The following is an 18,770-nucleotide window of genomic DNA, read 5'->3' on the forward strand; positions in this document are numbered from 1 at the left end:
CCCCCCAACTGCCCCACCACCAGCGCCACGATCGCCAGCCCCAACCCGGCACCGCCCGGGTTGTTGGCGCTGTAGAAGCGATCACTCAGCCGCTCCAGTTGCGCCGCCTCCACCCCCGGTCCCTGATCCAGCACCTGCAACTCCAGCCCGCCCTCGCGCTGGCGCAATTCAACGGTGATCTCGCTCCCAGTCGGGCTGAACTGCAAGGCATTGCCCACCAGGTTCTGCAACATCACCGTCACCGCCGCAGGGTCGGCATACACATGGCATTCCCCCTGCTCATCCAGCACCAGGTCCACCTGCCGGCGCAGGGCCAGGGGCGTGAGCTGGGCCAGTTCCTCCCGGGCCAGGGCATCCAGGCGCACGCGCTGGCGGTTCTGGGTCAGGGGTTCCAGGCGAGCCATGGTCAGCAACTGGCTGGCCAGGCGAGTGGCCCGGGCCACGCCCTGTTCGAGAAAGGCCAGGGCCTCGTCACGTTCCTGTTCGTCACCGGCACGTCGCGCATTGCCGGCATGGATCGCCAGCACCGCCAGCGGCGTCCGCAACTCATGGGCGGCATCGGCGATAAATCGCCGCTCCCGCTCCAGCAGCCGGGTCATTTGCAACAGTTGATGGTTGAGCGCCTGGGCCATGGGCGCCAGCTCCGGTGGCAGCGTGTCCAGCGGTAACGCATCAAGGCTGTCCACCGGCCGCGCCCGCAGATGCCGGGCCATGCGCTGCAAGGGTTGCAGGCCCCAGCCCAGGAGCAGCCAGATGGCCGCCGCCAGCAGTGGAATGCCGATCAGCGCCGGGGTCAGGGCCTGGTCGGCGATACGCTGGATCAAGTCCTGGCGCAGGTCGTCACGCTCGCCCACCCAGATCAACAGCCCGCGCTGGCGGTCTTCGAGGAGCACGCCGCACCAGTCCTGACCCTCATACAGCAGATCGTGAATACCGGGGGCCGGTGGCGCGTCGAGTAACGGCGCGTCCGCCGAGCGCATCAGCAGGCGGCCGTCGCTGCGCCAGACCTGGAAGGCCAGGTTGATCTCGTAGGGGTGGCTGAGGATATCGGCAGCGGACAGGTCCATGGCCTGTTCCAGCGCCGTGCGCACCTGCTGCCAGTCCTTGTCCCCGGGCATTTCCCGGAACAGCCCCTGCAGCACCCGCGCCGCCTGCACCAGTTGGGCGTCGTAGACATTCTCGATGTCCCGGTGGTTGTCACGCAGCACGCTGAGCACCAGGCCAAGGCTGCCCAGCAGCACCAGCAACAGGGTGGGCAAGAGGATGCGGGTGCGGATCGCCGTCATGGGGTGTCCTCGATCAGGTAACCGACCCCGCGCACGGTGCGGATCAGGCCGCTGTCAAGCTTGCGCCGCAGGTTGTGGATCAGCACTTCGAGGGTGTTGCCGGGGCCGCTTTCCTGCCAGCCGTAGAGCACGTCCGCCAGGCGTTCGCGGGTCAGCACCGTACCCGGGCGGGCCAGTAGCTGGTGGAGCAGCTGGAACTCCATCGGGGTCAGGCTCACCGGCTGGTCGCGATAGCGCACTTCGAAGCGCGCCGGATCGAGACTGACCCCGGCATGCTCCAGCAACGGCTGGGCCCGCCCCTGGCTGCGGCGCAGCAAGGCGCGGATGCGCGCCTTGAGCTCATCCACATCGAACGGCTTGACCAGGTAATCGTCGGCGCCGGCATCCAGGCCTTCGATGCGGTCGCGGGTGGCGTCCCGGGCGGTCAGCACCAGCACCGGCACCCGGGCCTCGGGATCGGCGCGCAGGGTGCGCAGCAGCTGCAAGCCGTCACGACGCGGCAAGCCGAGATCGAGCAGCACCAGGTCGAAGGTTTCCACGCCCAGGGCGCGCTCTGCCTCCAGGCCATCGGCCAGCCAGTCGAGGGTATAGCCCTCGCCGCGCAGGGCGGTGCGAATGCCCTGGGCCAGGGCCTGATCATCTTCTACCAACAGTACGCGCATGGGCCGGCTTCTCCGTTCAAGGGCGCCATCATGGGCCCTGCGGGAAGGCTTTCACCGGGGAAAATGTAACCAGTAATGACTCGCTAAGCTGGCATTAAGACTGGCAGCGCATCGTGCGATTCCCTTATCCCGATCGGAGTCGATCCCCATGCGTACCCTCCTCGCCCTCGCCCTGCTGCTGGGCAGCTCCAGCGTGTTCGCCGCCACCGAATGCACCACCGCCGACAAGAGCACCTGGCAGGACCCCGACAAGTTCCAGGCCCAGCTCAAGGAGCAGGGCTACAAGATCAACAAGTTCAAGGTGACCAAGGGCAACTGCTACGAGATCTACGGTTTCGACAAGGACGGCCGCAAGGTCGAGATCTACCATGACCCGGTCAGCGGCAAGGCGGTCAAGACCGAGGTCGAAGGCTGATGCAGCCGGTCATGGTGCAGCTGTGGGACCCGCTGCTGCGCCTCTGTCACCTGTCGTTCGCCACGGTGTTCATCGCCAACTCCTTCTTCAACGAAGAAGGCGGCGACTGGCACCAGTGGCTCGGCTACTACGCCGTCGGCTGCCTGGTGCTGCGGGTGTTCTGGGGCTTCGTCGGGCCGCGCAGTGCGCGCTGGACGGATTTCTGGCCGACGCCCTCGCGCCTCGCCCGCCATGCCCGCGCCCTGTGGCGCCGCGAGCCGTACCACCGCCTTGGCCATTCGCCCATCGGTGCACTGGTGATGGTGCTGATGCTGGCCTGCATCGGCGGCCTCGCCCTGACCGGCTGGCTGGCCGAGGAAGTAGACGCGCTGTGGGGCGCCGACTGGCCGATGGACCTGCACGCCTTGCTCGCCGACGCCCTGCTGGCCCTCGTCTGCCTGCATGTGCTCGCCGCGGTGGTGGAAAGCCTGCGCCTGCGCGAGAACCTGCCCTTGTCGATGCTTACCGGGCGCCGCCGTCGGCGCATGCCTTCCTGATCGCGAGACCCTTCCATGCTGATGTCCCTGACCCTGCGGCCGCGTTCCGAGCGTGGCGCCGCCTGGTTGCGCCTGTGCGCCCTGGCCAGCCTGAGCTGCCTGTTGCTGCTGGCCGATGATTTTCTCCAACAACTGTTTACCGGCAACAACCGCGCCGAGCTGGAGGCGGGCTGGGTCGCGGGGCTCTGGGTGTTCTGCGTGGCCCTGTGGCTGTGCAACCTGCGAGCCGTGGTCGTGGCGATCCTAGGTGTGTTCGCCGGCATGCAACTGCTGCAACTGGGCAATATCAGCTTCTTTGGCGAACCGCTGAGCGCCATCGATATCCGCGGCCTGCTGCACGAACCCGGCGAAGTGGCGCAGACCGCCCGGCACAGCCTGGGCCAGCACTGGAACGCAGCGCTCAGCGTCCTGCTGCCGTATTCGCTGCTGATCGCCCTGCACTGGCGCTTGCCCGGGCGGATGGAACTGCCGGCCAGCCGCTGGGCCCTGGTACTGATTGCCGTGGTACTGCTGGCCAAGCCCTATCGGGCCACCTACCGCAATCTCGACGCCTTCACCCCCGGGCCGACCCGCAGTGGCCTGCACAACAGCCTCAATGCCTTTTCCGCCTGGGCCGTGCGCCTGGCCTTCAAGAACGAGACCACATTGCCGACGGCGCCCTTTGCGCCGTATCGGCTCAGTGCGGTCCCCAGTTCGGCGAAGCATGTCTGGCTGGTGGTGGCCGATTCTCTGCGCAGCGAGCGCATGGGCGTCTACGGCTACGACCGGCAGACTACCCCGCGCCTGCAACGTTACCTGGCCGGCCACCCGGATGCCCTCGTGCGGCCGGGCGTTTCGGCGGGCGTGGCCACCGACGTCAGCCTGCCGTACCTGCTCAACCCGATCCGCGAGCCGGGCCAGGACCATCTGTTGCGTGAAGGCCAGGTCAACCTGTTCCGCTTCGCCCGTGAAGCCGGCATGCGCACCCACTGGATCTCCTCCCAGGAATCCCGGCTGCTGGCCCACTTGGGCAGTCGCTACCTGGACGTGTCGATCACCCGCGAGGATCATCCGCTGCGCTTTCTGCAGAACCAGGACCATGCCCTGCTGGATATCCTCGACCAGCAGCGTTTCGGCCAACGCAATTTCGTCGTGCTCAACCTGCGCACGGCGCACCTGCCCTATGCGCAGAACTATGTGCATCAGGACGCTGACCGGCCATGGCCGGACCAGGGCCCGCAGGGCCAGGCCAATGCCTACGACAACTCGATCCACTACCTCGACGGCTTGCTGGAGGAAGTCATCGCCCGCTTCGACCGGCTTGAGGGCGAACGCTACCTGGTGATCACCGGGGATCATGGCCAGCGCCTGGGCGAGGATGGCAAATGGGGGCACAACGACCTGGTGCCGGAGGTGAGTGATGTGCCGGTGATCGTGCTCAGCCGCGAGGCGCCGCGCCAGGCCATGGAGGCGCTGGTGCCGGAGCGCTGGATCAGTCACTACGAGATCGGCAAATGGCTGGCGGCGCGGCTGGGGACGCGGATCGACAACCCGAACCTGCGCAAGGACGAGCATTTCGTGCATGGGAAGCTGTTGTTCAGCGACAACTTCATCCAGCCGGTGTGCGAGACGGACCGGGGGTTGGTGCATCTGCAGCCGGTGCAGTTGAGTGAGTGGCTGGGTGTTGGTCGGGCGCGAGGGTGCGAGGCCAAGTTCTGAGGGTGACTGTTCCGGCCTCATCGTTGGCAAGCCAGCTCCCACAGGGTTCCGAGTCGCTGCAGAAGCCTGTGGCTTTCATGTGCCCGGTTCCTGTTGTAGTGTTTCCAGTACATAAAGTGTTACAGGCAACAAGGACTCTCCGTGGCCGCCCTGATCCAAGCCAGACAGCTCAGCCGGACCGCCGCCACTGGCGCTCCCACCCTACTCGCCGCCACCGACTTCACCCTGCACAGCGGCGACCGCGTGACCATCATCGGCGCCTCGGGCTCGGGCAAGAGCGTGTTCCTGCGCGCCCTGGCACTGCTCGACCCGCCTGACAGCGGCGAGGTGATCTGGCAGGGAGCGCCGGTGAGCGCCCAGCAGATTACCCGCTATCGTGCCAGCGTCTGCTACCTGGCCCAGCGTCCGGCGATGGTGGATGGCACGGTGCGCGACAACCTCGGATTGCCCTTTACCCTGAAAGCCCAGCGCCAACGCCACTTCGATGCCCAGGTCGCCGGAGCGCTGCTGGCCCAGGCCGGCAAGCCCGCCAGCTTTCTCGACAAATCCGCCGCCGACCTGTCCGGTGGCGAGGCACAGATCGTGGCGCTGATCCGGGTCCTGCAACTCAAGCCCGAGGTGATGCTGTTCGACGAACCCACTGCCGCTCTCGACCCGCAATCCGCAGCGGCGGTCGAGCGCCTGGTGCTCGAATGGTCCACGGCGCAGCGTGGCTTCATCTGGGTCACCCATGATCCCGAACAGGCCCGGCGCATGGGCAACCGGCACCTGAGCATGGAGCAAGGGGCATTACAGCCGTGAACTACCAAAGCCTGTCCTACCTCGACCTGGCCCTCGCCTCGGCGCTGATTCTCGTCAATGGCGTACTCTCGATACTCCTGCGCCTGCAATTGGAGCGGCAACTGCTGCTGGCCGGCATCCGCACCGTGGTCCAGCTCCTGGCGATCGGCTACGTGCTTGGTTGGGTGTTCCAGCACGCCTGGTGGTATGTGGTGCTGCCGTTGATGTGCGGCATGACTCTGATCGCCGGCATCTCCGCCAGCGGCCGTGGCGAGCGGCGCTATCGCGGGTTGCTGACCGACAGCGTGGTGTCGGTGTGGCTGAGTTCATGGCTGGTCACCGCCATCGGCTTGTTCGTCATCCTGCGGGTCCGGCCGTGGTACGAGCCGCAATATGCCATTCCGATTCTCGGCATGATCCTCGGCAACAGCCTGACGGCGGTGTCCCTGGGCATGGAGCGCATGACCCGCGAGCTCAGCGCCCAGCGCGGGCAGATCGAGATGCTCCTGGCCCTCGGCGCCACCCGCTGGGAGGCTGCGCGCGGAGCTGCCGCGCAGGCGGTACGGGCCGGGATGATGCCGACGCTGAACCAGATGAGCGTGGTGGGGATCGTCAGCCTGCCGGGGATGATGACCGGGCAGATTCTGGCCGGGCAACGTCCGGACGAGGCGGTGCGCTATCAGATCGTGATCATGTTCCTGATTGCCGCGTCGTCGGCGCTGGGGACGGTGTGTGCGGTGTTGCTGGCGTTCGGGCGGTTGTTTTCGCCGGGGCATCAGTTCCTCGCGGACAGATTGCAGCGGTCATAGGGAATGCCTGAAGGTCGCCAGGTTTCCCTCATGTTTTTTTGACGATTTTTTGCCAATCAACCGCTTAGGGTGGCATTCCCGGTCATGACAGGAAGCCGTCCCGATGAAGCCCTATTTCCCCTATCCGCTGTGCGACGAGATTCTCAGCCAGGCTGCCGAATGGTGCCTGCGTCTTCAGGAGACTGCCTGCACCGCGGCCCAGCGCGAGGCGTTCGCGTTGTGGGTGCAGGCGGATCCCAGGCATGCGTTCGAGTATGCGCGGGTGCTGGAGACCTGGGAGCTGAGCAATGCGCTGCCGAAGCCGGCGTTGCCGGTGAAGCTGGACTGACTCCGACGATGTCTTTCGAGGCGCGGAGCACATTCGTACTCCGCGCCCATATCAATGCCGCTCCTTCTCTTCTACCTCAGCCAGGCGTCGCTCGATCTCCCTGGTCTGCTCCTCTGTTTCCTTGATCGACGTCGGTGTGATCAGCTTGTCCACCGCCTCCGTGTCCGGATCCGGCTGTTCGAGAACCGGGTCAGGTGAAGGCGCGCCTTTTTGTGCGTCTTCGGAGGACAGCGGTTGCGGCGTTTTGTCGGCCGGCTTGCGGTCGTCGTGGTTCATGGCCTTCTCCTGATCAGGGCTGGATGTACTGCAGAAGAGTCATGCGCACACGAGAAAGTTTGATCGGATCGCTTGCCGGTTCGGCTCAGTGGACGGCTCGAAGCAATCCTTGTGGGCGCGTAATCTCGGCTAAAAAAATGTTGCATATAGCAACGAAACTCTGCCGATTTCCGGCTTTCTTGTAGGCAACTTCCCAAGCATACTTCTGCGCCCCATAACGCATTGCGCTCGTGGAAATGGCCCCCTAGTCTTCGGCGGTCGCTGCCAAATCAGCGATCAGGGTTGGTCCCCTGGAAGACACGAGCGCACGCACCCTCACCTTTCAGCAGGCACTTCAATGCCAGTTGAGTCGTGTTATGGCGGCTGTGCGCGGGGCGCCTTAGTGCGCGCCGGGTGTCGTGTCCCGGTGGACCAGTCCGCGTACAGTCGCCTCCCCTTGTCTGGACCCAAGGGGCGGCGGTTCCATTACACGAGGAGTTGCCATATGAACAAGCTCGTTCCCGATCCCCCTTCCCAAAATCGCCGCACCGCCCACACCAACTTCGCCACCTGCAGAGGCACCCACGCCCCCGTCTTCAGCGTCAACCCCGGCACCACCCTGGACGACGTCCTCGTCCACCTCGCCATGTCCCTCGCCGCCGCCACCGAAAGCAACCTGCAAGCCTGTGACATGGCGGCCGAGCCGCTGCAGCGGGTGACCTGGGCGACCCAGAGTTCGCTGGAGATCTGCGAGGCGTTGATGGAGGCGCTGCTCAAGCGCAATGAAAATCCTCGACCGGGTGCATAGGACCGGGTCTGGCTGTGTTGCTGAAGGCCTCATCGCTGGCAAGCCAGCTCCCACAGGTTCAGCGGTGCACGCGGTCACTGTGGGAGCTGGCTTGCCAGCGATGAGGCCCGCCCAGACAACCTCGATCACCGCATCTTCTGCGTATGCCGCTCCTTCATCTCCTGCCGCTCCTTGGCCTCCACCGACAACGACGCCGTCGGCCTTAGCAACAAGCGCTTCAAACCAATCGCCTCCCCCGTCTCCTCGCACCAGCCATATTCCCCACGGGCCAGCCGCTCCAGCGCCTCGTCGATCTTGTCCAGCAGCTTCTTCTCCCTTTCCAGCACCCGCAGTTGCCATTGCCGGGCCTCCTCGGTGCTGCCGATATCGGCAGGGTCGGAGTTGACTTCATGGCTCTTGAGCGACTCGAATTCCTCGGAGATCCGCTCCTGCAAGCCCTGCCGTTCGCTCAACAGCAGGGTGTGGAAGTACGCCAGTTGGCCGGCATTCATGTAGGCCTCTTCAGGCTGTTGCAGCAGTTCTTCTTCGGTCATGTTCATTTCCTGAAACTCAGCGGTAATCCTTGGCAACCCTCGACCAGCCGCCCCTGGTGCCAGGCCAGTTGCCCGGACACCAGGGTGCTGCTGACCCGATGGCGTAATGCGTGGTGCTGGAAGGGTGTCCACTGGCAGTGGGAGAGCAGCGGGTCGAGCGCTACCGGCCTGGCGTGCGCCAGTTGCTCCACCAGCACCAGGTCAGCCCAGTAGCCCTCACGGACATAACCACGCTCGTGGATGCCGAACAGATCGGCCACGGCATGGCTGGTCTTCTGCACCAACCGGGTCAACGGCAGCACGCCGTCGGCCACCAGTTCCAGCAGCGCCGGCAAGGCGTGCTGAACCAGGGGCAGGCCGGAGGGCGCCTGGGCGTAGGGGCGGGATTTTTCTTCGAGGGTGTGTGGCGCATGGTCGGTGCCGATCACGTCAAGACGGTCGCACAGCAGCGCCTGGCGCAAGGCATCACGGTCGGCGCGGCTCTTGATCGCCGGGTTGCACTTGATCAGGTTGCCCAGCGTCGCGTAGTCACTGTCGTCGAACAGCAGATGGTGCGCGCAGACCTCGGCAGTGATGCGCTTGCCCGCCAAAGGTCCGGGCTCGAACAGCGCCAGCTCACGGGCGGTGGTCAGGTGCAGGACGTGCAGGCGGGTGTCGAATGTTTTCGCCAGTTCCACCGCCAGCGACGAGGATCGATAGCAGGCCTCGGCGTTGCGGATCACCGGGTGCAGTTCGGGGCCTATGGCGTCGCCATACAGCTCGCGCAGGCCCGCTTCGTTGGCGAGGATCGACGGCGTGTGCTCGCAATGGGCCAGGAGGATGGTGGGCACGCAGGCGAACAGCCGCTCCAGCACCTTCGGGTCGTCGACCAGCATGTCACCGGTGGACGCGCCCATGAACACCTTGACCCCGGCCACCTGCCGCGGATCGAGCGCGGCGACCACATCGAGGTTGTCCTTGCTGACCCCGAAGTGGAACGCGAAGTTGGCCACCGAACTGCGCGCCGCCCGCTGTTTCTTGTCCGCCAGGGCCTCCAGCGACAGGGTCGCCGGGTGGGTGTTGGGCATGTCCATGAAGCTGGTGATGCCACCCGCCACTGCCGCCCGCGACTCGCTATGGATGCTGCCCTTGTGCGGCGCACCGGGTTCACGGAAATGCACCTGGTCGTCGATCATCCCCGGCAACAGCCATTGACCCCGGGCATCGATTTCCACCTCGGCGGACTGCCCGGTGATAAGGCCGGCGATCTTTTCGATCCGGCCGTGGACCACCAGGATATCGGCGCAGAAGGTGCTGCCTTCGTTCACTACGTTGGCATTGCGGATCAGGATTCGGCTCATGATGCAGATCGGGTCTCGGGCGCAAAATGTTATGTTATAACACTTGAGCCGCGATAACGTCGAGGTGCCTCGGCACACCACAAACCCGCCGCTAAAGGCCATTAAAGATTCCTTCACCCAGACGGCGGCGTTCCTCATCTACGCTCAGCTCACCTCTCGCCCGGAAATCCGCCCATGGATATGGATTGGCATCAAGCCTTGCAGGAGAGCCTGCGCTGGCTCGCCCTGACCACCCTGATCAGCATCGCCGGCCTGGCATTCGCCGCCAGGCTGGCCATCCGCTTCACCCGCTGGGGCCAGCAGTTCTGGCAGATCGCCGGACCGTACCTGAGCCCGAAACACAGCTGGCGCCCGCTGCTGGCCTTCGCCCTGCTGCTGGTGCTGACCCTGTTCGCCGTGCGCATGAACGTGCTGTTTTCGTTCTGGTACAACGGTTTCTACAGCGCCCTGCAGGCCCTGGACCAGACGGCGTTCTGGTATCTGCTCGGGGTCTTCGCGGTGCTGGCGGCCATCCATGTAATGCGCGCGCTGTTCACCTACTACGTGACCCAGGCTTTCAACATCCGCTGGCGCACCTGGCTGACCGAGCGCCTGACCACCGACTGGATGGCGGGCGACGCCTATTACCGCAGCCAGTTTCTCGAACACCCGGTGGACAACCCGGACCAGCGTATCGAGCTGGATGTGAATGCCTTTGTCACCGGCTCGGTCAGCCTGTGCCTGGGGGCGATCGGCGCGCTGGTCTCGCTGGTGGCCTTCACCGGGATTCTCTGGGGCTTGTCGGCGCCGCTGACCGTGGCCGGGGTCGAGGTGCCCAGGGCGATGGTGTTCGCCGTGTACATCTACGTGCTGATCGCTACCTGGATCGCCTTCAAGCTGGGTAAACCGCTGATCCGCCTGAACTTCCTGAATGAACAACTCACCGCGAACTTCCGTTATGCGCTGATGCGCCTGCGCGAGTACGCGGAGAACGTGGCCTTCTACCAGGGCTCGCGGATCGAGCGCGATACCCTGCTGGGCCGCTTCTCGGCCTTGATCCGCAACGTCTGGGCGATGGTCTACCGGAGCCTGAAGTTCGACGGTTTCAACCTTGCGGTCAGCCAGGTGGCGGTGGTGTTCCCTTTCATTCTCCAGGCTCCGCGTTTCTTCAGCGGGGCGATCAAGCTCGGTGATGTGATGCAGACGTCCCAAGCCTTCGGCCAGGTGCAGGATTCACTGTCGTTCTTCCGTGAGTCCTATGACACCTTCGCCCAGTACCGGGCGACCCTCGATCGTCTGACCGGCTTCATGGATGCCAACCAGCAGGCCCGGGAGCTGCCGCGGGTGGAGCGCATCGAGACGGCCTCTGAACTGGAAATTTACGGCATGCAGGTCTCGCGACCCGATGGCCAGAAGCTCCTGGGCAATTTCGACCTGCGCCTGATGCCGGGGCAATCGCTGCTGATCAAGGGGCCATCGGGTTGCGGCAAGACCACCCTGCTGCGCGCCATTGCCGGGCTGTGGCCCTATGCCGAGGGCGAGGTGCGTTGTCCGGGTGGCGAGTCGGCGTTGTTTCTCTCGCAGCGGCCGTATCTGCCGCTGGGGATGCTGCGCACGGCGGTGGCGTATCCGGCGGTGGGCCTGCCGGGTGATGACGAGCGCCTGGCCCAGGCCCTGCGCGAGGTGAACCTCGGGCATCTGGCGGACAAGCTGGATCTGAGCAATGACTGGGGGCGGATCCTGTCGATCGGCGAACAGCAGCGCCTGGCGTTTGCCCGGGTGCTGGTGAACCAGCCAAAGATCGTGTTCCTCGACGAGTCCACTTCGGCGATGGATGAAGGGCTGGAGCATGCGCTGTACGGGCTGCTGCGCGAGCGGATGCAGGGCAGCATCCTGGTCAGTGTCGGGCATCGGGCGACGTTGGCGGGGTTCCATAGCCATCATCTGCTGCTGGATGGGAAAGGTGGGTGGGAGGTGGCTGGACACTGAGGAGCACATTTGTACTCTTCAGTGTTCTTCAGGGCCTCATCGCTGGCAAGCCAGCTCCCACAGGTTACGCGATCCCTGTGGGAGCTGGCTTGCCAGCGATGAGGCCCTCAAGCCTTACCCCGGCTGTCGCAGCCACTCGATAAAACAGGCAAACAACTCCGACTGCGAGTTGATCTCCAGCTTCAGGTACAGGTTCTTGCGGTGCATGCGTACCGTCTCCGGCGAGATGCCCAGCTCGATGGCCGTGGATTTCACCGAGTGCCCGCGCAGGATCATATGGGCCACTTCCCGCTCCCGGTCGGTCAGCACCTGGCAACCGAAGCTGTCGAACGCCGCCTGCAACCCGCCCTGCTCCATGCCCGCGCCGGCCGCTGCCAAGCCGTGCCGGCGCAGCAGTTCGCGCACCATGGGCTCGACGGCCCGCAGCAGATCCAGTTGCGCCGTATTCAGCCGGCTGCCGCTGCAGCCCTGGAACAGGCTCAGCGACACCTTGCGGTCCTCACCCAGGTCGGCAATGAAATAGCTGTCTTCACTGCACCCGGTGGCCAGGTAGTAGGTCTTGTAGTAGTCGCTGTCGAAGAAGTGGTCCGGGGCGATCTCGGCCAGGTGATAGAAGCCTTCGGCGAGGCCGTTCTCCACCGCCAGGCAGAACGGATCGAGCAGATACCCCGCGGCGAAATAGCGCTGCAGCACGGCATCCCGATGCTGCTCGGGAATGCCCTGCTGGTACAGCAGTTGCGGCGCCCGGCCACGGCATTCGAGGCTGATCATCATCGATTCGACCGAGACCAGCTCGCCGATGGCCAGGGCCAGGTGCGCCAGGGCATCGGCGCTTTCGCTGTGCAGGAAGGCCACCCGCAGCGCATCGTGCCAGCGCTGCAGGGTGCCGAAGGACAGGGTGACGGGGGTATCGGGAGAGGCCTGGGTCATGCCCGGCAGTCTAGCCTGCCGGGCCTTGTCGCGAACAGCTCCGCGCAGGCTGCTCATAGGCCGTGGTACAGGCCTTCGGCGCGCAGCTCGGCGGCGGTGTCGAGGATGCACTGGCGCAGGATCCCGACGATCTCGTCGACCTGGGCATGGGTGATCACGAGCGGCGGCGACATCACGTTCAGGTGCATGATCGGCCGTACCAGCAAGCCCCGCGCCTGGGCCTTGCGATGGATTCGCTCGCCGATGTTCACCGCATCGTCGAACAGCGCCTTGCTGGCCTTGTCCGCCACGAACTCGACGCAGGCCATCAGCTTCATGCAGCGCACATCTCCCACCAGCGGCAGCTCGCGCAGCGTGTCCAGGCGCTGCTCCAGGTAGCCGCCAACGTCCTGGACATGGGCCAGCAGGTTTTCCCGCTCGATGATCTCGATGTTCTTCAGCGCCGCCGTGCAGCACACCGGATGGCCGCTGTAGGTGAAGCCGTGGGTGAAGCAACGGCCCTTGCCCGGCTCGGCGATGACCTTCCAGATACGCTCGGAGAAGATGCACGCGCCCAGCGGCAGGTAGGCCGAGGTCAGGCCCTTGGCGGTGGTGATGATGTCCGGCTGCACGCCGAACAGCTCCTCGCTGGCGAAGAAGGTGCCGAGGCGGCCGAAGGACGTCACCACTTCATCGGCGACGAAGAGGATATCGTAGGTCTGGCACAGCTCCCACATGCGCTTGAAATAGCCCTGCGGCGGAATGATCACCCCGCCCGAGCCCATGATCGGCTCGGCGAAGAAGGCCGCCACCTTGTCCGGGCCCAGGGAATGGATCTTGTCCTCGAACTCGGCCACCAGGAAGTCGAGGAATTCCGCCTCGTCCATATCGTCCGGGGCGCGGTACGGGTTGGGGTTGGAGACGTGGTGGATCAGCTCGTTGAAGTAGTCGAACTCCGGCACCCGGTCGGCCGCCTTGTTGCCGATCGACATGGTCAGGGTGGTGGAGCCGTGGTAGGCGTTGTAGCGGGCGATGATGTGCTTCTTCTCCGGCTTGCCGCGGCAGTTCTGGTAGTACTGGATCAGGCGGTAGGCGGTGTCCACCGCGGTGGAGCCGCCGGTGGTGAGGAACACATGGTCGAGGTCGCCGGGGGCCAGTTGCGCGAGCTTCTGGCACAGGTTGATGGCAACATCGTTGGCCATGTCCGAGAACGGGTTGGAATAGGCCAGGCGGCGGACCTGGTCGGCGATCGCCAGGGCCATTTCCTCGCGCCCCAGGCCGATATTGGTGCACCACATGCCGCCGACGGCGTCGAGGAAGCGATTGCCCTCGGTGTCGCGGATGTAGGCGCCCTCCCCGGCGACGATATTCAGCGCACCCTGTTCGGCGTGTTCGTCGAACATATGGTAGCCGTGCATGTAGTGGGCCTTGTCGGCTTCCACCAGGGGATCGCGGGCGAACGCGGGGACTGCTTTGCTGGGCATGCTCATGGGGCAGCTCCTTGCGGTACGGAACGAGAAAGGGAAATCAGTAGCCGGTCTTGACCGTGTTCCACACCCGGGTGATGGCGCGCATATCCCGGGCGGACTGGGTTTTCTGGGCAAACAGGCGCTGGCGCGTGGCGTCGTCGGGGTAGATGGTCGGGTCGTCGCGGATCTCCGCCTTGACCAGCGCGGTCGAGGCGCCATTGCTGTTGGCGTAGTGAATCAGGTTGGTGACCCCGGCCATGTTCTGCGGCTGCAGCAGGAACTCGATGAACTTGTGCGCATTGGCCACATGGGGCGCGTCCTTCGGCAGATACAGGTTGTCGAACCAGATCAGCGAGCCCTCGCTGGGGATGAAGAACTGCAGGCGGATATCCTTCTTCGCTTCCTCGGCGCGGGCCTGGGCGGTGGCGTAGTCGCCGGACCAGGTCAGGGCCAGGCAGACATCGCCGTTGGGCAGGCTGGTCAGGTAGTTCACCGAATCGAACTTGCGGATATAGGGACGGATATCCAGCAGCAGCTTCTGCGCCGCGTCGAGGTCGGCCTGGGCGGCGCTGCGCGGGTCCTTGCCGAGGTATTGCAGGGCCAGGGGGATGACCTCGCTGGGTGCGTCCATCAGGGTCACACCGCAATCGGCAAAGCGCGAAACGATCTTCGGATCGAAGAGCATGGCCAGGGAACCGATGGGCGCGTCGGGCATGCGTGCCTTGATCTTGTCGACGTTATAGGTCACCCCGGAGCTGCCCCAGGTGTAGGGCGCGGAGAATTTCAGGCCGGGATCGTAGCCTTGCAGGTCGGCCAGCACTTTCGGGTCGAGGTTGTTCCAGCTCGGCAGTTGCTGCTTGTCCAGGGGCTGGAACACCCCGGCCTTGATCAGCGGCGGCACCAGGGAGGCGTTGAGCATCACCAGGTCGTAGCCGGAGCGGCCGGTGAGCAGTTTGGTCTGCACGGTTTCATAGCCGTCGAAGGTGTCGTAGATCACCTTGATGCCGGTGGCCTTCTCGAAATCGGCCAGGGTGGTTTCGCCGATATAGTCGGTCCAGTTGTACAGCCGGAGCGTATTGCCGGTGTCCGCTTCGCCGGCCAGGGCGATGCCCGCCATGCCTGCTAACAGAAGACTGCCGATCACCTTTGGTGCCTTGCCCATAGCAACTCCATCGTGTGACTGCTCGGAATGAGCCGGTGCGTTCACTATCGGGAGATTTGGCGGGCGGGGACATAACCCGAATGGGTGGGGGGTCGTTTTTGGGTATGTCTTGGGGGAATTGTGGTGGCCCTGGCCCATCGACACATGCTCGGGCTACGCAGGATTTGTAGGAGCGTGGCTTGCCCGCGAAGGGCCGCGCAGCGGTCCCGAAACCATCCAGCACGAGCATCTTCGAACCCGGAATTCGGATTCAGCGCCGAGCAAATCACATTCAATCAGACATGTCAGCGTGGCAGGCTTTGGGACCGCTGTGCGGTCCTTCGCGGGCAAGCCACGCTCCTACCTAAGCCGCGTCACCCGTTATCCCGAGCCAAGATAAAGCCTTTTCCTGCAAATCACCCAGAACAGTCCTACATACCCCGCCAAATATCCGTCCCATCCTCTGCCGGTCGGCCTGCATACCCTCGGAACACTGGAAGGTCATCGCAGGCCCTTACCCGTCATCGAGTACGACTCGATTACCCAGTCCAGAGGAAATGCAGTGATGGATGGACATTTCATACGCCGTGGAGACAAGACCAGTTGCGGTGGCGAGGTCACCGGCTCCGATAGCCTGATCACCATCATGGGCATCGAACATGCCCGCGAGGGTGACAGCGTTACCTGTGGGGTCACCGGCCTGACCTACCAGATCCAGGGTGGTGTTTCGTACATCACCAGCTCGGGCCTGCGGGTTGCGGGCACTCTGGACAGCGTCAGCGGCTGCCCGTGCAAGGCCAGCCTGTATCACACCTGGAACGGTTCGACCTACGAGAAAGAAGGCACGTCAACGGGACGCACGGCAGCCCCGCCAACTGCGAGTCAATCCGGGAGCGCTTCCACCCGCGCAGCCCCCGCCGGTTTTGTCCCAGGCACGGCGCCATCGGAACAAGAAGACTGCAGCGGCTGCTTCCAGCTTATGAACCAGCGCTACCTGCCTTGCGAGCAGCACCGCTACGCCCTGTTGCAGAGCGACGAGCTTGTCGCCGAAAGCCACCTCAACGAGGAGGGCTTCAGCAACATCGGTACCAGTTCCAAGCCCATCCGCACCCAACTCGCCCTCTCCGCTCCCGCGCCCGTAATGGAGTAACTGCCCATGTCCTTGAAAGATTTCCAACAAACCACCGCACTGGGACCGGATGCCCTGTTCCTGCTGGACGGCGTGACCTTCGACACCTCGCTCGGCGGGCGGCACAGGCCGAAGCAGATCATGATCAATGCACTGCCGCTGAGCAAAGTGCCGGTGGCGATGCGGAAGATGGGGTGGCATACGTCGGCTGCGTTGATGCAGCGGTGGTTTGATAGTCCGGGGTGGGAGATGCCGGAGTCCTGGAAAAAAGACTACGGCCACCCGGCGCCGATGGGACTCACGCGAGCCCAGTGCGATGAAAGCCTCGTAAAAATGAGTTGGGCAATGGGGTACGAACGCTGCCGAGCCGCAGTTAAAGAGGCCGAGTCCAGGCTTACAACGCCGAATGCTGTTAAAAGACTCAGAGATTTACTCCGAGAACTCGGCTGGAAGGAAGGCGATGTTGTTAGCCTGGGCTCAATTTCGCACTCTGCAAGAGAGATGGACGCATTCTCTCAGCTTAACTACACAGCCTTTGGAAGTACGGAGGATCCACTTGATGATATGTATGGAGCATTGGGCACAGCCACATTGAAGGTTGGCGTGGTCGGACAGACCTTTACAAAACAGGATTGCGAAACAGGGAGAACTCGGAACTACTTCAAGGTCGAATATGCCGGGTTCTACATTCGAGACCATTACGACTTCAATGGAATTCAGTTTCTGGGAATATGGACAGAGGATAAAGTCCTTACCAAAAGCGAAATGCTTAGAGCCGCCGTTCCAAGCGGACAGTCGATCTACAAGTGGGCAAACGATGAGTTCGCTCTCGTACGAAACGATCACTTCAGAGGCTACAGGGCCAAAACCCGCATGGGTGGCGACTACATCATCTACTCGGACATTCTCTGGAAAAAGCTCGACAGGATGATTGATCTGGACGTACAGCCTTGACCTCCTTTTGGAAAAAAACAGCTGCCATCGCAGCCTTTAGTTTCGGAGTCTGGTCAGCTTCTGAGTGGTGGGAAAAAGGCCTTGCCTCTCCATCGGGAGAACCCGTTATCAGTCCCGATGGATGCACTCGCGTACAGGCCTTCGAGCCATTCTGGCTACTGCCTGACATATTCCACGTTGAGTACCCTCCGAATGACGATGGCAAAGCTCGGTGGTTTTCCTTCTGGGAGGCACCTGGCTTCTTTCGTCTATACAACCATCAGAGCGGTGAACTGATCGGGGAAACCGTTATCTACGACCTCGCATTTTCGGGAGGACCCTTGAGGTGGTACCAGTCCGGAGAGGTCTGGGTCGGGATGACCTATCTGGGAAAGAGAGTCGAAAACTGCTCTTCCGTCAAGCCTGGGCACAATTAAATAACTCAAAACTCTTTGCAATAGTGATAGTCAAGCTGGCCATCCGGCCAGCTTGACGGAGCGAAGCTTCCAGCACAGATCGAAACAGATGGTGGTCAGAACTTTTCCTGAGCAAACGGCTGATGGCTATGTGAAATAATTTTATTTATCCAGGCGATACATCTTGAGAACTTACTGGAAAGCTCTAACTTTACTGACGATTGTAGCTCCGCCTCTTTGGTTCGCGTCCGAATGGTGGGAAAAGGGACTGGCTACGCCGGTGGAGGATAAGCAATTCGTCTCGAATGACTGTGCCTACGTGCAGACTTTCAAACCTTTTTGGGTGTTGCCGAACATACTGCACCCCAAACGCGATCCAAATGGGGATATCCCCCAGCAATGGCTCACCGGCTGGGGTTATCCCGGATTTTATCGTTTATTCGACAGCAGGAGCGGTGTACTTCTAGGAGAAACTGATATTTACGATCTGGAGCACTCAAGTGGCGGCCTTTGGGAAGATAGCAAAGGAGTATATGCCGGAATAATTTACATTGGGCCCACTGTCAAAAGCTGTACAGCCAAGCCCTCTAGATGAAAAGTCAGGAATGTTCCGCCGCCATGCCAACCACCCGGTCGGCGTGGCGCAGCCATCTACTTCAACGGATACAACCCCTCATCGAACTGCCCCAGCTTCGGAAACTCCAGCGGCAGATCATCCGACAACTGCTCCAGCCTCACCCGGTAATCCTCCAGGAACCCCTTGCGCGCCTCGTCGCTGATATACGGCACATGCCAGGCCACGAACGGCGCCAGCACCTCGAAACCGACATAGGCCAGGGTCCCGCGCAGAATCGGCCGCAACATGTCCTCCAGCGGCCCATGGATCGCTCCCTCGCCGAACATATGCTCGCGCCCGCCCAGGGTCACCGTGACCAGCGCCCGCTTGCCCGCCAGCCCGCCCTGGTCATAGAAGCGCTTGCCGCCATAACACACCCCCGACACCAGCACCCGGTCGATCCAGCCCTTGAGCATGGCCGGGGCGGAGAACCAGAAGATCGGGAAGTTGAGCACCAGCAGGTCGGCCCAGAGCAGCTTGTCCAGCTCCTGCTGGATATCCGCAGCAATGGAGCCGCTTTTCACGCCGAGGCGTTGCTCCAGGGCATAGACCAGGTATTCCGGATTCTCCCGGTGACCGAAATCGGCCGCACTGGCCACCGGGTTCCAGCCCATGGCATAGAGGTCGCTGACCTGGACCTCATGGCCCTGGTCGGTAAAGGTCCGCAGCGCCTGGTCACGCAACGCGGCAGTAAAGGATTGCGGCTCGGGATGAGCATGGACGATCAGTACTTTCATGA

Annotated in this window: 19 protein-coding genes; 10 read left to right on the forward strand and 9 right to left on the reverse strand. The window is 63.2% G+C overall.

What is annotated here, in order from left to right; translation table 11 throughout:
* The coding region (locus PSEMO_RS24945) for an ATP-binding protein (protein WP_075805625.1) at positions 1–1,286 on the reverse strand (1,286 nt) is incomplete at its 3' end.
* Positions 1,283–1,948, reverse strand: a complete 666-nt coding sequence (locus PSEMO_RS24950; protein WP_075805626.1) for a response regulator — start codon at positions 1,946–1,948, stop codon at positions 1,283–1,285. The genes PSEMO_RS24945 and PSEMO_RS24950, both read right to left, overlap by 4 nt.
* A 148-nt stretch (positions 1,949–2,096) precedes the next feature.
* Between PSEMO_RS24950 and PSEMO_RS24955 the strand changes: the two genes are divergently transcribed.
* The 6 genes from PSEMO_RS24955 to PSEMO_RS24980 all read left to right on the forward strand — a co-directional run bounded on the left by PSEMO_RS24955 (position 2,097) and on the right by PSEMO_RS24980 (position 6,514).
* Positions 2,097–2,363 (forward strand): PepSY domain-containing protein, encoded by a 267-nt coding sequence (locus PSEMO_RS24955; protein WP_075805627.1) that lies wholly within the window; start codon positions 2,097–2,099, stop codon positions 2,361–2,363.
* Positions 2,363–2,899, forward strand: a complete 537-nt coding sequence (locus tag PSEMO_RS24960; RefSeq protein ID WP_075805628.1) for a cytochrome b/b6 domain-containing protein — start codon at positions 2,363–2,365, stop codon at positions 2,897–2,899. Before PSEMO_RS24955 ends, PSEMO_RS24960 begins: the two co-directional genes overlap by 1 nt.
* A gap of 15 nt (positions 2,900–2,914) precedes the next feature.
* Complete coding sequence (locus tag PSEMO_RS24965; RefSeq protein WP_075805629.1) at positions 2,915–4,597, forward strand: phosphoethanolamine transferase; 1,683 nt, start codon at positions 2,915–2,917, stop codon at positions 4,595–4,597.
* Positions 4,598–4,738: 141 nt separating this feature from the next.
* Entirely contained in the window at positions 4,739–5,398 is a 660-nt protein-coding gene (locus PSEMO_RS24970; RefSeq protein WP_075805630.1) for an ABC transporter ATP-binding protein, read from the forward strand.
* Positions 5,395–6,186 carry an ABC transporter permease gene (locus PSEMO_RS24975; protein WP_075805631.1) on the forward strand — a complete coding sequence of 264 codons (792 nt, stop codon included), beginning with the start codon at positions 5,395–5,397 and terminating at the stop codon, positions 6,184–6,186. Before PSEMO_RS24970 ends, PSEMO_RS24975 begins: the two co-directional genes overlap by 4 nt.
* 103 nt (positions 6,187–6,289) lie before the next feature.
* Positions 6,290–6,514: a FecR/PupR family sigma factor regulator gene (locus PSEMO_RS24980; RefSeq protein WP_075805632.1), complete on the forward strand. Its 225-nt coding sequence runs from the start codon at positions 6,290–6,292 to the stop codon at positions 6,512–6,514.
* A gap of 51 nt (positions 6,515–6,565) precedes the next feature.
* Here PSEMO_RS24980 and PSEMO_RS24985 read toward each other — a convergent pair whose 3' ends face one another.
* Positions 6,566–6,790 (reverse strand): hypothetical protein, encoded by a 225-nt coding sequence (locus tag PSEMO_RS24985; RefSeq protein ID WP_075805633.1) that lies wholly within the window; start codon positions 6,788–6,790, stop codon positions 6,566–6,568.
* 484 nt (positions 6,791–7,274) lie between these two features.
* Between PSEMO_RS24985 and PSEMO_RS24990 the strand changes: the two genes are divergently transcribed.
* A complete protein-coding gene (locus tag PSEMO_RS24990) occupies positions 7,275–7,577 on the forward strand; it encodes a hypothetical protein (protein ID WP_075805634.1) in 303 nt (100 codons plus the stop codon).
* A gap of 125 nt (positions 7,578–7,702) precedes the next feature.
* Here PSEMO_RS24990 and dksA read toward each other — a convergent pair whose 3' ends face one another.
* A complete protein-coding gene (dksA, locus tag PSEMO_RS24995; protein ID WP_075805635.1) occupies positions 7,703–8,110 on the reverse strand; it encodes an RNA polymerase-binding protein DksA in 408 nt (135 codons plus the stop codon).
* A gap of 2 nt (positions 8,111–8,112) precedes the next feature.
* A complete protein-coding gene (locus PSEMO_RS25000) occupies positions 8,113–9,450 on the reverse strand; it encodes a dihydroorotase (protein ID WP_075805636.1) in 1,338 nt (445 codons plus the stop codon).
* 174 nt (positions 9,451–9,624) lie between these two features.
* Here PSEMO_RS25000 and PSEMO_RS25005 point away from each other — a divergent pair, with 174 nt between their 5' ends.
* Positions 9,625–11,418: an ABC transporter ATP-binding protein/permease gene (locus PSEMO_RS25005; protein WP_075805637.1), complete on the forward strand. Its 1,794-nt coding sequence runs from the start codon at positions 9,625–9,627 to the stop codon at positions 11,416–11,418.
* Positions 11,419–11,532: 114 nt separating this feature from the next.
* Here the strand turns inward: PSEMO_RS25005 and PSEMO_RS25010 are convergent, their stop codons facing one another.
* The 3 genes from PSEMO_RS25010 to PSEMO_RS25020 are packed head-to-tail and all read right to left on the reverse strand — an operon-like array spanning position 11,533 to position 14,958.
* Entirely contained in the window at positions 11,533–12,348 is an 816-nt protein-coding gene (locus tag PSEMO_RS25010; RefSeq protein WP_081430335.1) for a helix-turn-helix transcriptional regulator, read from the reverse strand.
* A 53-nt stretch (positions 12,349–12,401) separates the two neighbouring features.
* Positions 12,402–13,817 (reverse strand): aminotransferase, encoded by a 1,416-nt coding sequence (locus PSEMO_RS25015; RefSeq protein ID WP_075805639.1) that lies wholly within the window; start codon positions 13,815–13,817, stop codon positions 12,402–12,404.
* Between the two features lie 37 nt (positions 13,818–13,854).
* Positions 13,855–14,958, reverse strand: coding sequence for a polyamine ABC transporter substrate-binding protein (locus PSEMO_RS25020; RefSeq protein ID WP_075805640.1), 1,104 nt, complete (start codon positions 14,956–14,958; stop codon positions 13,855–13,857).
* A 544-nt stretch (positions 14,959–15,502) separates the two neighbouring features.
* Between PSEMO_RS25020 and PSEMO_RS25025 the strand changes: the two genes are divergently transcribed.
* Both PSEMO_RS25025 and PSEMO_RS25030 read left to right on the forward strand, forming a co-directional pair.
* Positions 15,503–16,087 (forward strand): PAAR domain-containing protein, encoded by a 585-nt coding sequence (locus PSEMO_RS25025; protein ID WP_075805641.1) that lies wholly within the window; start codon positions 15,503–15,505, stop codon positions 16,085–16,087.
* A 6-nt stretch (positions 16,088–16,093) separates the two neighbouring features.
* Positions 16,094–17,020, forward strand: coding sequence for a DUF6402 family protein (locus PSEMO_RS25030; RefSeq protein WP_075805642.1), 927 nt, complete (start codon positions 16,094–16,096; stop codon positions 17,018–17,020).
* 1,046 nt (positions 17,021–18,066) lie between these two features.
* Here PSEMO_RS25030 and PSEMO_RS25045 read toward each other — a convergent pair.
* Positions 18,067–18,768, reverse strand: coding sequence for an NAD(P)H-dependent oxidoreductase (locus PSEMO_RS25045; RefSeq protein ID WP_075805645.1), 702 nt, complete (start codon positions 18,766–18,768; stop codon positions 18,067–18,069).
* Positions 18,769–18,770: the final 2 nt, after the last annotated feature.

Source organism: Pseudomonas putida (genome assembly GCF_001941965.1).
Taxonomy (GTDB): Bacteria; Pseudomonadota; Gammaproteobacteria; order Pseudomonadales; family Pseudomonadaceae; genus Aquipseudomonas; species Aquipseudomonas putida_L.